Annotated in this window: 13 protein-coding genes; 11 read left to right on the top strand and 2 right to left on the bottom strand. The window is 49.7% G+C overall.

Annotated features, from left to right (window positions below; all coding sequences use genetic code 11):
* Positions 1-92: 92 nt before the first annotated feature.
* From B5M13_RS16455 to B5M13_RS16440, 5 genes are all read left to right on the top strand, one after another.
* The gene (locus B5M13_RS16455) at positions 93-707 is read left to right on the top strand and encodes a Uma2 family endonuclease (protein WP_170061140.1); all 615 of its coding nucleotides are present in this window, start codon (positions 93-95) and stop codon (positions 705-707) included.
* A 66-nt stretch (positions 708-773) separates the two neighbouring features.
* A complete protein-coding gene (locus B5M13_RS16450; protein ID WP_080056700.1) occupies positions 774-1574 on the top strand; it encodes an inositol monophosphatase family protein in 801 nt (266 codons plus the stop codon).
* A 99-nt stretch (positions 1575-1673) separates the two neighbouring features.
* A complete protein-coding gene (locus B5M13_RS16445; protein ID WP_080056699.1) occupies positions 1674-2210 on the top strand; it encodes a YfiT family bacillithiol transferase in 537 nt (178 codons plus the stop codon).
* Between the two features lie 71 nt (positions 2211-2281).
* Positions 2282-2440 (top strand): FeoB-associated Cys-rich membrane protein, encoded by a 159-nt coding sequence (locus B5M13_RS33445; protein WP_155297259.1) that lies wholly within the window; start codon positions 2282-2284, stop codon positions 2438-2440.
* Positions 2441-2492: 52 nt separating this feature from the next.
* Positions 2493-3887, top strand: a complete 1395-nt coding sequence (locus B5M13_RS16440; protein ID WP_080056698.1) for a DUF4403 family protein — start codon at positions 2493-2495, stop codon at positions 3885-3887.
* A 57-nt stretch (positions 3888-3944) separates the two neighbouring features.
* Here B5M13_RS16440 and B5M13_RS16435 read toward each other — a convergent pair whose 3' ends face one another.
* Positions 3945-4670 carry an NUDIX hydrolase gene (locus B5M13_RS16435; protein ID WP_080056697.1) on the bottom strand — a complete coding sequence of 242 codons (726 nt, stop codon included), beginning with the start codon at positions 4668-4670 and terminating at the stop codon, positions 3945-3947.
* Positions 4671-4845: 175 nt separating this feature from the next.
* On the opposite strand from B5M13_RS16435, the gene B5M13_RS16430 reads away from it, so the two are divergent.
* The 3 genes from B5M13_RS16430 to B5M13_RS16420 are packed head-to-tail and all read left to right on the top strand — an operon-like array spanning position 4846 to position 9620.
* A complete protein-coding gene (locus tag B5M13_RS16430) occupies positions 4846-5715 on the top strand; it encodes a ThuA domain-containing protein (RefSeq protein WP_080056696.1) in 870 nt (289 codons plus the stop codon).
* Positions 5716-5753: 38 nt separating this feature from the next.
* Positions 5754-9206 (top strand): ThuA domain-containing protein, encoded by a 3453-nt coding sequence (locus B5M13_RS16425; RefSeq protein ID WP_080056695.1) that lies wholly within the window; start codon positions 5754-5756, stop codon positions 9204-9206.
* A gap of 36 nt (positions 9207-9242) precedes the next feature.
* Positions 9243-9620 carry a hypothetical protein gene (locus tag B5M13_RS16420; RefSeq protein ID WP_080056694.1) on the top strand — a complete coding sequence of 126 codons (378 nt, stop codon included), beginning with the start codon at positions 9243-9245 and terminating at the stop codon, positions 9618-9620.
* An 85-nt stretch (positions 9621-9705) separates the two neighbouring features.
* Here B5M13_RS16420 and B5M13_RS16415 read toward each other — a convergent pair whose 3' ends face one another.
* The gene (locus B5M13_RS16415) at positions 9706-10332 is read right to left on the bottom strand and encodes a DNA-3-methyladenine glycosylase family protein (protein ID WP_080056693.1); all 627 of its coding nucleotides are present in this window, start codon (positions 10330-10332) and stop codon (positions 9706-9708) included.
* Positions 10333-10489: 157 nt separating this feature from the next.
* On the opposite strand from B5M13_RS16415, the gene B5M13_RS16410 reads away from it, so the two are divergent.
* The 3 genes from B5M13_RS16410 to B5M13_RS16400 all read left to right on the top strand — a co-directional run bounded on the left by B5M13_RS16410 (position 10490) and on the right by B5M13_RS16400 (position 13888).
* A complete protein-coding gene (locus tag B5M13_RS16410; RefSeq protein ID WP_080056692.1) occupies positions 10490-11536 on the top strand; it encodes a sensor histidine kinase in 1047 nt (348 codons plus the stop codon).
* Positions 11517-12350, top strand: a complete 834-nt coding sequence (locus B5M13_RS16405) for a LytR/AlgR family response regulator transcription factor (RefSeq protein WP_080056691.1) — start codon at positions 11517-11519, stop codon at positions 12348-12350. The genes B5M13_RS16410 and B5M13_RS16405 overlap by 20 nt, the downstream gene beginning before the upstream one ends.
* A 101-nt stretch (positions 12351-12451) precedes the next feature.
* A complete protein-coding gene (locus B5M13_RS16400) occupies positions 12452-13888 on the top strand; it encodes a S41 family peptidase (RefSeq protein ID WP_080056690.1) in 1437 nt (478 codons plus the stop codon).
* Positions 13889-13906: the final 18 nt, after the last annotated feature.

Raw genomic sequence — 13906 nt, 5'->3', positions numbered from 1 at the left:
AAACCGGGGTATTTGCCGAACAGGGCGCGGTTCATTCGACCTATGTGAATCGCGGTTTTGTTCAGTAAATGCCCCGCAAAATGAATGTTGGTATGCTTGCTAATCAGCCCAGATCGTCGTCCAGATACACCATTGACGAATACCTGGCTCTGGAGGAGAAGAGCGAAGTTCGCCATGAGTTTTACAATGGTGAACTGTATGCCATGGCAGGCGGAACGGTTAATCATAACCTGTTGATTGATAATGTAAAAGATCAGTTAAAGGGGCAAACGAAGGCCAAAGGGGGTAGGGTATTTACGGAAAATAAGAAAGTAGATGTTCTGTCAGGTATGTATATGCCTTACCCGGACGTCGTTTTAACCTGTCATCCGTTCGATCTTCGTGGGGATAACCAGATTATCCGTCAACCTCGACTACTGGTTGAAGTGCTTTCCAAATCAACGGCACGTAATGATCGTGGATTTAAGTGGCAGAAATACCGAAAAATGCCTTCTCTCTGGTATTACATGCTGGTGGACCAGTATTCGACAACGGTTGAATTGTTTAGCCGGATCGACGAAACGGCCGACTGGATCAATACGATTTACGAAAGCCTTGATGACGTGATTGTCTTGTCACGATTAGGGGTTGAACTGAGTATGCAGGCGATTTATGACAGCATCGAGCTACTACCCGAAGCTGATGATCTGATTGCCGACGAACGATAATGTAGAGCGGGTGGGTAGCCCGCTTTTTTTCTGTATAAACGCGGGATACCACCCGCACCACCGATAATGCCTCAGGATTTAGCTGCATTGACTCGCGAAATTTGTTTGATTGCCACCGAAGCCGGCGCGTTTCTGATTCAGGAACGGCAGAAGTTTCAGCGGGAGTCGATTGAATACAAAGGATTGAACAACCTGGTTTCGTATGTCGATAAAGAAACCGAAAAACAACTGGTCGATAAACTAAGCCGGTTACTCCCCGAAGCGGGTTTTATTACTGAAGAAGGAACAACGGGTCAGGCGGCCGATCAGAGTGCCTTGAACTGGATCATCGATCCGCTCGATGGAACGGCTAATTTCATTCACGGCCTTCCGGTTTTCTCGGTTAGTATTGGACTGGCGCAGGGTAAAACGCCCATTGCCGGTGTCGTCTACGATCCAAACCGGGATGAATGTTTCTCGGCCTGGCAGGGTGGAGGAGCCTATTGCAACGGGAAAACGATTTCGGTTTCTCCGGCAACAACCCTGGGCGAAAGCCTGATCGCTACCGGGTTCCCGTACTACCGCTTCGATCAGATGCAGCGATATCTGCACATTCTGGAGTCGCTTATGCAGCGCACGCACGGGTTGCGTCGGATGGGTTCGGCCGCTATTGATCTGGCGTATGTGGCCTGCGGGCGCTTCGAAGCTTTTTACGAATACAACCTCAATTCGTGGGATATGGCCGCCGGGGTGTTGCTCGTGCAGGAAGCAGGTGGTGTGGTTACCAACTTCAGTGGGGGCGACGATTTTCTGTTCGAGGGCGATGTGGTAGCCGCCTGTGGTGTCCACCCGGAGTTGATTCAGGCCATTCAGGAACATTGGGAATGAGTAGCAAACGTTGACCGGACTAGTCAGGTTTTGAAGACCGGATGGGTTAACCCATCCAAATCCTATGCTATTTGCACTGACACCCTAACGACAAAGACTATGCAAGACCTCGACGTACTCCGTTACCCCATTGGCGATTTCGTGTATGGAAAAACGTACTCCGCCGACGAAACCCGGCAGCACTTGGCTGCTATTGACGAACTACCGATCAAATTAACCGAACTTGTTGGTAAGTGGGGGGATGATCGACTCGATACCTCCTACCGACCCGGAGGCTGGACGGTTCGACAACTGGTTCATCACATTGCCGATAGCCACATCAATGCCTACGTGCGCACCAAACTGGGATTGACGGAATCGAACCCGACTATTTCGCCCTATGAAGAAGGTGAATGGGCCAACCTTCCTGATTCAAAACTGGATATTGCTCCTTCGCTGGTTATTCTTCGGAATCTGCATCAGCGTTGGGTAACGATTCTGTCGTCGCTCTCCGACACGGATTTGCAGCGTACCTATTTCCATCCGGGTAGTAAACGTGAATTTACCATTCGGGAGGTTATCGCGAATTATGCCTGGCATGGTGAACACCACTACCAGCATGCCTATCGGCTGGCCCTACGGAACGGATGGACGTGAAAAAATGTATGATATATAATGTATACCAATCAACTGAGCCATACATTCTATATCATACATCATACATAGTTATGCAGGAGCTCATCATAGTTCTGGTTTTTGCCGGGGCGTTGGCCTATCTGGGTCGGCGGATTTATCGAAGTTTTTTTGTGTCAAAGCAGGCAGGCTGCGGCAAAGGATGTGGGTGTGCCGTTGAGACAAAACCGGGCGTTCGGTTAACCGAAAAATGAATATAGGCGGCAGGGCTTAACATTTTGTTCATCCGATAGTTTTGTTTTTGCTATGAAAGCTCAACAAATCATCGGATTTTTTATATTCCTCATGGCAATAGCCGGTCTGGAGGGTTGTAAACGTGTCCGCCCGGATGCACCTGCTGCTGAGGATTTTGAACCCGCTATCGAAGACCCTGTGTCGTACATGGCAGGGAGTCTTACTTTTAATATCCGTGATTTAGAAGCCAAGGTAAATAAAGCGCTTTCAACTACTCTCGTCACGGAAGAGACGTTTCAGGGGCGGAAAGGCGAAGCCTGGCGATTGCGGGTAGAGCGGACAGGCCCTATTCAGATCAAGTACCAGAATCGGCGGGTGTATTTCTCGGCTCCTTTGCAAGTCTGGTACAGTAATCCAATAGGCCTTCGTAAAAGTGAAAATCGGAAAAGCCGACGCCTTTGTGCATTGGCCGTCAATTTCACCAGTCCGGTAGGGGTAGGTCCCAACTGGCATCTGCTCACCAATTCCCGATTTGAAGAGTATCATTGGACTCAGAAACCAACCGTCCGACTGTTGGGGATTAAGGTGAGCGTGCAGAAAATTGCGGAAACGATCCTGGACAAGCGTAAGGCCGATATTGAGCAGGCTATCGACCGGGCCGTTCACCGAAGTATTCGGCTCGACAAGCAGGTGAGTAAGGTCTGGCGCGATATGCAGAAACCCCTACGCGTGGCTAAAAAGCCCGAAAATATCTGGCTCATTCCCAAACCGTTTAGTATTGCCGTTGCTCCGGTGATGGGCAACGACCAGCAGATTACCGTACCCATTCAAATTGCGTTTCGGGTCGATACCCGACTTGGACCTCGACCAACCGTGGATTCGCTGGAACAGTTACCCCGGCTTTTGCGCCGAAAGACATTGCCCGAATCAGCGCGTCTGGAGGTATTGGCTACAATTCCTTATACCGATATCAATCAGGTGTTAACCAAGACATTGGACCGTCAGAAACTGAATCTGGTGGGTGGGAACGTGAAAATCAAAAATGCGATGCTTTATGGAAGCGGCCGTAAGCTGATTCTTAAAACGGACGTGGGAGGGGCTGTTCACGGAACGCTGTATTTTCATGGCACACCAGTCTACGACACGCTGACAAACACCCTGCGTATGCGGGATGTTGATTTTGATGTCGATACGAAAGAAAAACTATTTGCTACGGCCGACTGGCTCCTGCACGACAACCTGCGGGATACCATTCAGGCGGCTATGGTTGTTCCGCTGCGACATCCTATATCGACCATCCCCGAAAAAATTGAGACGGCGTTTGCACAGGCTAAAGTCGGCCAGAAAACCGATCTGGACATCGATACCTTCCGGCTGGTTCCCCAACGAATCGTAGTTCGGCCCGAAGGCGTTCAGGTGTTAATCAAAGTCAAATCCCGAGTGGTTGTAAAAGTGAAGAAACTGTAACGGGCATTAACTTAGTCCAATGATTACGATTCAGGGACATCACAGGCGTTGGGTAAATTACTTCTGGAATCGGTACAGATAGGGGGCTTTGTTGGCGGCACCCGTAAACTTCTTCTCCAGCCGTTCCAGTACATTCATATCCAGGATCTTTTTCTGGAAATTATTACGGGCAAACGGCTGGTCGAAAATGGCTTCATACAGTTCCTGAACCTCTCTCATCGTGAAGGTTTCGGGAAGCAGATTAAACGCGATTAATTTTCGATCAAGGTTTAGGCGTAGTGTTTCCAGAGCCTGCGCCACCATGTCGTTGTGGTCCATAATCATGGTTGGCAACTCCTTGACGTTGTACCAGTCTACCGAATCGTCCAGCTCCGATTTCTGAGGATGCGTCGTGTTGATGTCAACCAGAGCGTAGTAGCCAATCGAAACAAATCGTTTGGCCAGCCACTGAATGCCCGATTCATCCAGAATCCCTTTGTTAACCCATTCTTCTCGTAAGGTAGTGAGCCCTTTGAAAACCTCGTGATTTATGCGGTTCGGTTCTCCAAACACATGGTATTGCTCCAGATAAATATCTTTTAGTCCGGTACGTTCTTCCAGAATCCGCTTGGCAGCCTGATCGATGCCTTCTTCATGCCTGATAAATCCGCCGGGCAACGCCCAGAACGATTGTTTCATGTTGATTCGGGAAATCAGCACCTTTAACTCGGCGTCTTTATAGCCAAATATGACACAGTCGATGGAGAGTTGATGCATGAAGGATTCTTCGTCAAATAATTTCATGAGTAGTGGTGTTAGCGAGGACTTTGCATAATAATGGTATTCTGTAAAGACAAAATAATGAAAAATTTATTGTCTATTTTTTAGACAATAAAAAAACTTATTCCATATCTTTGCTAAGGCGAGCGCGAACTCACTTGATATCAAAGCGCAAAGAACCCTGACAAAAGCCGGATTTATGAAGAAGGTGGTTAAAATCATTGCGGGGGTCGTTTTGGGCCTCATTGTCCTGTTAGGCATTGCCGTCGGTGTTTTTATCTACAAAGTAAAAAATGGCTTCCCGGTATCGTACGAGACGGAAGTCCCGCAAATTACGTTTCCGGCCGATAAACCCGCCATTTTACTGTTCTCAAAAACCACAGGCTTTCGTCATGGTGCGTCTATAGAGGCATCCAGGCCTGTCATAAAAGCATTGGCCGAAAAAAACAACTGGTTCGTCTACGATACGGAAGAGGGGGGCGTGTTTAATCCCGCGCAACTGGCAAAGTTCAGTACGGTGATTTTCAACAACTCGACCGGAGAAGTGATTAACGATGAGCAGAAACGAGCCCTGGAGCAATATGTGGAAAATGGCGGTAGCCTAATGGGAATTCACGGCGCGGGCGACGACTCCCATCATTGGGATTGGTACGAGCAGCATTTGCTGGGGGCTAAATTTTCGCATCACCCACTCAACCCTCAGTTTCAGCTGGCGGATGTTCTCCTCGATCCGCAGAAAGACAGTCTGTTCAGTCAGTTGCCTCAAAAATGGGCGCATACAGACGAATGGTATGTCTTTTTTGAAAACCCCCGCAAAAAAGGTTTCAACATCATTTATACCATTAATGGGGAAACCATCAACCCAAGTGGGAATATGCTGTTTATGACCTCGAAAAACTTTGGCATGGGCAAAGACCACCCTGTGGCCTGGTACAAGCCGACGGGCAAAGGCCGTACGTTCTATACGTCAATGGGGCACAACGAAATTGCCTGGCAAAACGAAAATTTTGTGAAGCTTCTGGAAACGGCCTTGCAGTGGGCCAACCAGCAGCGCCAGGGTCATTTTTGACTCGTTCGATTATTCAGTGATTTTAACTTCAATACTTTATGAAACAGCTAGTTAGCATGGCCAGGCTGGTTTTTGTACAGGCGTTTATGCTGGTATGTACAAGCCATCTATGGGCACAGACGCCCAAACTCAACCTGCTCGTCTTTAGCAAGACGGCGGCTTTTCGGCACCAGTCTATCGAAGCGGGCAAAAAGGCCCTGGCAAAAATGGCCGGAGAAAAAGGTTTCGGTGTCAGTTTTACAGAAGATGCGTCGCAATTCAGTGAAGCCAATCTGAAAAAATACAATACGGTCGTGTTTCTGAATACGACTGGGGATGTGCTCAACAACGAGCAGCAAAGTGCTTTCGAACGGTATATTCAGGCGGGGGGCGGCTATGTAGGGATTCACGCGGCTACCGACACCGAGTATGAATGGCCCTGGTACGGGAGTCTGGCGGGGGCGTATTTTCTGGATCACCCCATGCCTAATAATGTGCAGAAAGGGAAGTTCCTTGTCGTACTGAAAAACCACTGGGCCACTAAAGGAATGCCGGATGAGTTTGAGCGGACAGACGAATTCTATAGCTTCAAAAACATCTCCCCCAAAATCAACGTCGTGCTTAAAATCGACGAAAAAACCTACCAGGGGGGTAAAAATGGTGATAATCACCCCATGAGCTGGTACCAGGAGTTCGACGGTGGCCGCGCTTTCTATACGGCGATGGGCCATACCGACGAAACATTTTCGGAGCCGCTTTTCCTGAATCACCTCTGGTCGGGCATTCAGTATACAACGGGTGGCGATACTCCGAAACCGTTGAATTTTGCCAAAGCGCGCCCGGAAGAGAACCGTTTTGCCAAAGTAATTCTGGCCGAAAAATTGGATGAGCCTATGGAACTGAGCGTACTGGGCGACGGACGGATTCTGTTCATCCAGCGCAAAGGCGAGGTACGTTTGTACAACACCAAAACCAAAGAGCTGAAAACGATCGCCAAAATTCCGGTCAGTATTAAATACGTCAGCAAGGAAGGGAAGGAGTCGATGGGGGAAGATGGTCTGTTGGGCTTGAACAAAGACCCTAATTTCGCGCAGAACCACTGGATTTACCTGTATTACTCTGTTCCCGAAGAAGCAAAGAACATACTGGCTCGCTTTGAACTAAAAGGGGATGAACTGGACATGTCGTCGAAGAAAGTATTGCTCGATGTGCCTACCCAGCGTGAAGAGTGTTGCCATACGGGTGGCTCGATTGCCTGGGATAAAGCCGGAAACCTATACCTGTCGACGGGCGATAATACGAATCCGCACGCATCGAACGGATACAGCCCCAGCGATGAGCGCGAAGGACGTGGCCCCTGGGATGCTCAGAAGTCATCGGCCAATACGAACGACCTGCGGGGTAAAATCATCCGTATTCATCCCGAAGCCAATGGTACCTACACCATTCCCGATGGGAACCTGTTTCCGAAAGGCACAGCCCAAACTCGCCCTGAAATTTACACCATGGGCCACCGCAACCCTTTCCGAATTTCGGTTGACCAGAAAACGGGGTATCTGTACTGGGGTGAAGTGGGCCCCGATGCTGCCAAACCCGATCCGAACCGGGGTCCTGCCGGGCACGATGAGGTGGGTCAGGCTCGGAAAGCGGGTAACTTCGGCTGGCCACATTTCGTCGGCGACAATAAAGCCTACAACAAATTTGATTTCGCAACGAACACGTCGGGTGAAAAATGGGATGTGAATGCCCCAACCAATAACTCGCCCAATAATACCGGCTTAAAGGTGTTGCCTCCCGCACAGAAAGCCTTTATCTGGTATCCGTATGATGCCTCGCCTGAGTTTCCGCTCGTGGGTGCTGGTGGCCGGAATGCAATGGCCGGGCCTGTTTTTTACCGTGACGATTTCAAAGCCGCTCCCCACGCCTTTCCAGCGTATTATGACAAGAAGCTAATTACTTACGACTGGATGCGGGGCTGGATTATGGCCGTCACGATGGATAAGGATGGCAACTACGTTGCAATGGAACGGTTTATGCCCAGCTATAAATTCAGCAATCCGATGGATATGGAATTTGCCGATAACGGTGACCTCTATATGCTTGAATATGGTTCGGGCTGGTTCAGCGCTAACGACGACGCCCGACTGATTCGGATTGAATACAACGGGGGTAACCGCAAACCTCAGTTACAGATGGCAGCCAACAAAATGGGCGGATCGGCTCCACTGGCCTTAAAACTGAACGCAAAAGGGACAGAAGATGCCGATGGCGATGCACTGACCTATACCTGGAAAGTGGCTTCGAAAAATGGCTTCAGCAAAGTAGTCAATACGCCCGATGCGAACCTGACACTGGCTAAACCTGGTGTCTATAAAGCTACTCTGACGGTTAACGATGGCAAAGGCGGAGTTGCTACGCAGTCGATGGATATTACGGTCGGGAACGAAGCTCCCGTACTGAGTCTGGATATGCCAGGGGCCAATAAGTCGTTCTTTGTGCCTAATAAACCCTTTGCTTACGACGTGAAGGTGAGCGACAAAGAAGATGGTACGTTAGGCAAAGGGATTGACCCTGAGCAGGTAGCTGTCAATATCGATTACCTGCCCGAAGGGTTCGACAAGGTAGCCATTGCGCAGGGGCATCGTTCGGCCGATGCAGGGGCCTTGCTGGCGACGGGTAAAAAACTAATCGAAGGCAGCGATTGTAAGGCTTGTCATAGTATTAACAAGAAGTCGATTGGACCGGCTTATGCTGACGTAGCGAAAAAGTACAAAGGCGATAACTCGGCCCTGGAGCGACTGACGAAAAAAGTGATTGCCGGTGGGGCTGGCGTGTGGGGTGAAACGCCCATGTCGGCGCACCCACAACTCTCTGCCGCTGATGCTTCTGAAATGGTCAAGTATGTGCTGAGTCTGTCGAGCGGGCCTGCTACCAACGCATTGCCAGCCAAAGGAAACTACACGGCGAAAATCCCGGCAGGCGACAAGGGCAAAGGTGTGTATATCGTTCGGGCATCTTATGAAGATAAGGGAGCCAAAGGACTGCCATCGCTGCGGTCTGAACAGACATTTATGCTGCGCAATGCCATGATGGATGCCCACGGGTTCGATACCTATGATAACGTTAATAAAATGTCGTATGGAGGCAATAACCTCGCTATTCCTTCCAAATCGGGTGCATATATGGGTATCAAACAGGTCGATCTGGCGGGTGTATCGGAATTCCGGGTTATGGCCATGGCACCGAAACCTCAACTCAATGCACTCGGCGGTAAGGTTGAAGCACACCTCGATAGCCCAACGGGCAAACTCATTGGCGAGTCGGTCATGATGGAGCCTTCTGACAAGATGGATTTCAAACCCAACCAATTGAGCGTTCCGGTCAAGCTGCCCGCTCCCGCCGACAATAAGCCCCATGATGTGTATCTGGTGTTTGTCAATCCGTCGAAAGCGTCGGGCAGCCTTATGGTTGTGATGGGTGTTGAAGCTGTTCTTAATTCGAGTGCACAATAAATCCTAAATCCGTTTCATAGCTAATCAAGTTTAATGATGAAAAAAGTAAGCACAATCCTGTTCCTTTTCTTTCTGTTCATTTCCGTGAAGGGCTTTTCGCAGGCAACCCCACCCACCGATTTCTTTGCGGGTAAATGGGAAATTACGGTGTTCGGTACACCCGATGGCGATGCTAAACTGGTAACCGAACTTATCAGAAAAGATGGTAAATTGACCGGCGAACTAAAAGACCCAACCGGCAAACGGCCCGAAGCGATCCCCATTACCAAAATTGAAGAGGAAGCCAATAAACTGACCCTCTACTTCGTAGCGCAGGGAATGGATATAAACGTGAACCTCGATAAAGTGGACGATGATCACCTGAAAGGCTCCCTCATGGGCATGTTCGATTCAACCGCGTTGCGAGTGAAATAGTAAAATCAAGCTAGATTTTATAGAACACGGATTCGTAAGATGATTATGATTTGCACAGATCTTAATCATCTTACGAATCCGTGTTCTATTTAATGGGCTTCCAGCGCCACAGATACCGGCTCGCTGTGGTGCGGTAGGGGCGCCAGGAGTCTGCAATTTCGTGCAGTACCTTGTATAGAGCCCGGCCAGTAAGACCCTGTGTTTGTTCGGGGTAGGCCAGAAGCATCCGCTGCCGAATCACCAGGTCATCAATCGGAAACACATCGGGCCGATCCAGCACAAACATCAGCAGCATCTCTACTGTCCATCGTCCGACACCGTTGATCGGTACTAAATACTGGACAATCTCCTCGTCGGTCATGGTCTCCAGATGGGTTCGGGTCAGCGAATGAACCCGTGAAAACTCGGCAACACTTTGCAGGTACTTGATTTTCTGGGCCGATAACCCGGCACTACGTAATTCCTCCGTTGTTTTCTGAAGCAGCCAATCGGCCCGTGGGTAATTGTCTGGAAATAGGGCACGGAACCGCGCAAAAATAGCATCGGCCGCTTTCACCGAAATCTGTTGCGACACAATACTTTCCAGCAGGGCCAGATACACATCGTCGGCATAATCATTGAAAATCTTGGGATTTGGGGTCTCTGCAATCAGTCGGGCCATGGTGGGGTCCAGAGAAAGGTGGGCAAGAATGGCGGATTCGATCGGTTGCATAGCCGGATGGAGTGGATAAATCGTCGTGAACTTCAGTAGACAAAGATAAGGCCTGGGGCTGGTTGAAGCGTAAAAAAACGACGGTCTGGGTGCATTTCTCAACCGTTCAGCAGCGTTTTCTTTCACCGTAAAGTCAGTTGAAAGATATTTACAGGTGATGGAAAAACTGAACGATCGGTGGTTGCGTCTGGTCGGCGTACCGCTCATTTCAATCGTCTCGAACTTTATCTTTTTTCAGCCCGACAACGATGCCCGGCATATTAGTCGTGGACTAGCGTTGGGGGTGAGCCTGGGCGAATGTGTGCTGGTGTGGGAAGTAGCCCGACTGGGGATTCTACTGGCTCGTGACCGATACCCCCGGCTGAATCAGACAACACCTCGCATTGCAGTACAGGTGAGCTGGTTTGTGGTTACCATGATCATTCAGCGACTCGCCCTTGTGTATGTTTACGACCGAACCCAGTTCTGGGGCTATCCGATGTCGGAGCGGGCTTATTGGGTCAACACCCTGATTCCGTTACTATTTGTAGTGCCGCTGGCAACAATTTATGAAGCCCGTTATCTGTATCGGCAATGGTGGGTGACCTATTACGAAGCCGAGCAACTGAAGAAAGAGGCCCTCCAGAGCCAGCTCGATTCGTTGAAAGCCCAGATCAATCCGCATTTTCTGTTTAATAGCCTCAGCACGCTCTCATCGCTGGTGGTTGAAAACCCGAAGCAGGCCGAGCGGTTCATCGAAGAGCTGGCTTCGGTGTATCGGTATGTGTTGCAAACGAACGACCATCTACTCACAACACTGGCTACCGAACTTCAGTTTATCCGGGCTTATTTTCACCTGCTGCAAATGCGTTTCGGTCGTAGTGTTGAACTGACTGTGCGCATCGAAGACCGATTCAACACCTTGCTGATCCCACCTCTGACGTTGCAGTTATTGGTCGAAAATGCAGTGAAGCACAACGTCGCGTTGCCGACCAAACCGTTGTTGATTCAGATCTTTACCGACGAACAGGGCCTGCTCATTGTCAGAAACAGCGTTCGTAGAAAACAGAATATGGTTCCGTCGAACCGGACAGGTCTTTCCAATATAATCACGAAATACCGGCTGTTGGGGCAACCGGAGGTGGTGATCAGCCAGTCCGACGATTGTTTTCAGGTCACCATTCCACTTATTCAGGAAGCACGCCATGACTATACTCATCATTGAAGACGAAGAGCCAACGGCCCGAAAACTTCAGCGATTACTGCTCGAAATTGACGCTGCCTTGAGCGTGGTGGGCATAACCGGAAGTGTGGATGAATCGGTAGCGTGGTTACGTGCCAACCCACAGCCAGACCTGATTTTTATGGATATTGAACTAGCCGACGGGCAGAGTTTCGAGATACTCAATCAGGTAGCTATAACCAGCCCGGTCATTTTTACGACGGCTTATGACGAATATGCCATTAAAGCCTTCAAACTCAATAGTATCGATTATCTGCTCAAACCGATTAAAGAGGAGGATGTGCGGCAGGCGCTGACCAAGCTACAGGGATTGCGGCAGACGTTGCGCTTACCTGCTCAGCCGGGTCGTGATTCTGCGTTGGAAACGTCCCTGGTTAATCTGCTTCACCAGTTCAGGCAGGCAGTTGAAACGCCAGCCATAGAGGGCTATGCAGTCCCCCGTTCACAGCCTGTATCCTTCCGGGATCGCTTCCTGATTAAGCAGGGGCAGCGGCTGTTTTCTGTCCGTGTCAATGAGATCGCCTACGTTTTCAGCCGGAATAAACTATCGTTTCTGAAAACCCGCGACAACCATGAATGGCTCGTTGATTATACTATCGACGAACTAGCCCAAATGCTCGATCCGCAGCATTTTTTCAGGCTCAATCGGCAAGTAATAGCCGCCCTTGACGCGGTTGATAAAGTACATCTGTATTTCAATGGAAAGCTTAAGGTTAGCCTGGTGCCAGCCTACGAAGACGAGGTTGTGGTTAGTCGGGATAAGGCCGGAGAATTGAAGCGGTGGTTGGGGGAATGAAACCGACGATTCGGTCTGCAAAATAAGCTTTTCGGTAGTGGCCCCCTTTTTGGAGAGACGGTTTTCGGCCAGTTTTGTGCCATTATTAAACACAACTACTCATGAACCGAATCCTGCCTGTCAGCCTATTCATCGTCCTGTTCCGTCTACCTGTGCTGGCGCAATTACTTAGCCCCGAACAGCTCCAGACGGATTTTGCCCGTTTTCGTACAGCCCTGGCCGAAGCGCATCCCGAAATGTATCGCTATACGCCAAAGCCTCGTTTCGACTCCCTATTTGCAGTCACTGCTGCTCAACTGAACAGGCCCATGACGCAGCAGGCTTTTTATGTGACGATGGTTCCGTTGCTGGTCGCGCTGCGCGATGGACACATCAAATGGATTGTGTCGGGCCGGGATGAACATTATCCGTTTGCAACGGATAAGTTGTTTCCCCTCAGACTCTATTTTCTGGGGGATAAAGCCTGGGTCGTGGGAAATTACAGCACAGAGTCGGTTCCGGGCGGAGCGGAAGTAATTTCGATCAATGGAAAGTCAATGGCGACTATTATTCAAGCGCTTTTACCAAACATGACGTTTGCCGACGGCGACCGGATAGGCGGTAAGCTGGAAGATCTGAATCATTATTTCTCAGGCTATTATGCCACGTTTATTGGTGCGCCCGACAGGTTTGAGGTCGCTTATCAGTCAGGCACACAAACGAAAACCGTCACCCTGGCTCCTGTTACTGAACAAACCATAAAGACGTATGCCGAGCAACACAAAGACAAGACTCAGAAACCCTTTCGCCTGACATTTTCTGGCGAACGGACGGCCGTAATGACCATCGAACGATTCTGGAGTGAAAAAAACGAGCAGAACTTCCGGCAGTTTTTGAGCGAGTCGTTTCACGAAATCAAGCGGCAGGGTGTGCAGCATCTGGTGCTCGACCTGCGCAACAACGAAGGCGGAGAGGAGTCGTGGGGTGTCGAACTGTATAGTTATCTGGCCAGTCAGCCGTTTCGGTACTACGATCATATCCGTGTCCGCCAGAAGAAACGATTCTCATTTCCGGCCTGGTCCTCGAAACTCTACCGGATGGCCAGATTCATTGTGGTTAAGAAACGAAGTGATGGCTACGTATTTACCCACCATCGGGGATTACGAACAACCAAACCCAAAGCGGATGCCTACGCTGGAAAACTGTATGTTCTGCTCAATGGAAACAGTTTTTCCGTCACCACTGAACTGTCGGCCCGAATCCATGCCGACAAACGGGCTGTATTTATTGGGCAGGAGAGCGGGGGAGGGTATAAAGTAAACAGCAGTGGGATATTCGCCATTACGCAGTTGCCGAATTCAAAAATTGATCTGGGCATCGGTATGTTTGGCTTCAATATGGCTAACGTTTCGGGCTATCCATACACCGATCGCGGGATAATTCCCGATCACCTGGTAGAACCTACGATCGAGGATATACTACAGCAGAGAGACCGGATTCTGGATTATACGCTGAACCACATTCGTAACCAGACCGCTACGCTGACAAAAGAAGAATGATGAGACCGGGTAGCGCAA

This window comes from Spirosoma aerolatum (assembly GCF_002056795.1).
In the GTDB taxonomy this organism is placed as follows: Bacteria; Bacteroidota; Bacteroidia; order Cytophagales; family Spirosomataceae; genus Spirosoma; species Spirosoma aerolatum.
The sequence above is the reverse complement of the archived record's forward strand: the minus strand, read 5'-3'. Positions and strand labels throughout refer to the sequence as shown.

Bases quoted from the DNA above. Each gene is read 5' to 3' on its own strand.
- B5M13_RS16400 (WP_080056690.1), top strand. From the start codon at position 12,452: ATGAACCGAATCCTGCCTGTCAGCCTATTCATCGTCCTGTTCCGTCTA.
- B5M13_RS16445 (WP_080056699.1), top strand. From the start codon at position 1,674: ATGCAAGACCTCGACGTACTCCGTTACCCCATTGGCGATTTCGTGTAT.
- B5M13_RS16410 (WP_080056692.1), top strand. From the start codon at position 10,490: ATGGAAAAACTGAACGATCGGTGGTTGCGTCTGGTCGGCGTACCGCTC.
- B5M13_RS16430 (WP_080056696.1), top strand. From the start codon at position 4,846: ATGAAGAAGGTGGTTAAAATCATTGCGGGGGTCGTTTTGGGCCTCATT.
- B5M13_RS33445 (WP_155297259.1), top strand. From the start codon at position 2,282: ATGCAGGAGCTCATCATAGTTCTGGTTTTTGCCGGGGCGTTGGCCTAT.
- B5M13_RS16450 (WP_080056700.1), top strand. From the start codon at position 774: ATGCCTCAGGATTTAGCTGCATTGACTCGCGAAATTTGTTTGATTGCC.
- B5M13_RS16420 (WP_080056694.1), top strand. From the start codon at position 9,243: ATGAAAAAAGTAAGCACAATCCTGTTCCTTTTCTTTCTGTTCATTTCC.
- B5M13_RS16405 (WP_080056691.1), top strand. From the start codon at position 11,517: ATGACTATACTCATCATTGAAGACGAAGAGCCAACGGCCCGAAAACTT.
- B5M13_RS16455 (WP_170061140.1), top strand. From the start codon at position 93: ATGCTTGCTAATCAGCCCAGATCGTCGTCCAGATACACCATTGACGAA.
- B5M13_RS16415 (WP_080056693.1), bottom strand. From the start codon at position 10,332: ATGCAACCGATCGAATCCGCCATTCTTGCCCACCTTTCTCTGGACCCC.
- B5M13_RS16440 (WP_080056698.1), top strand. From the start codon at position 2,493: ATGAAAGCTCAACAAATCATCGGATTTTTTATATTCCTCATGGCAATA.
- B5M13_RS16435 (WP_080056697.1), bottom strand. From the start codon at position 4,670: ATGAAATTATTTGACGAAGAATCCTTCATGCATCAACTCTCCATCGAC.
- B5M13_RS16425 (WP_080056695.1), top strand. From the start codon at position 5,754: ATGAAACAGCTAGTTAGCATGGCCAGGCTGGTTTTTGTACAGGCGTTT.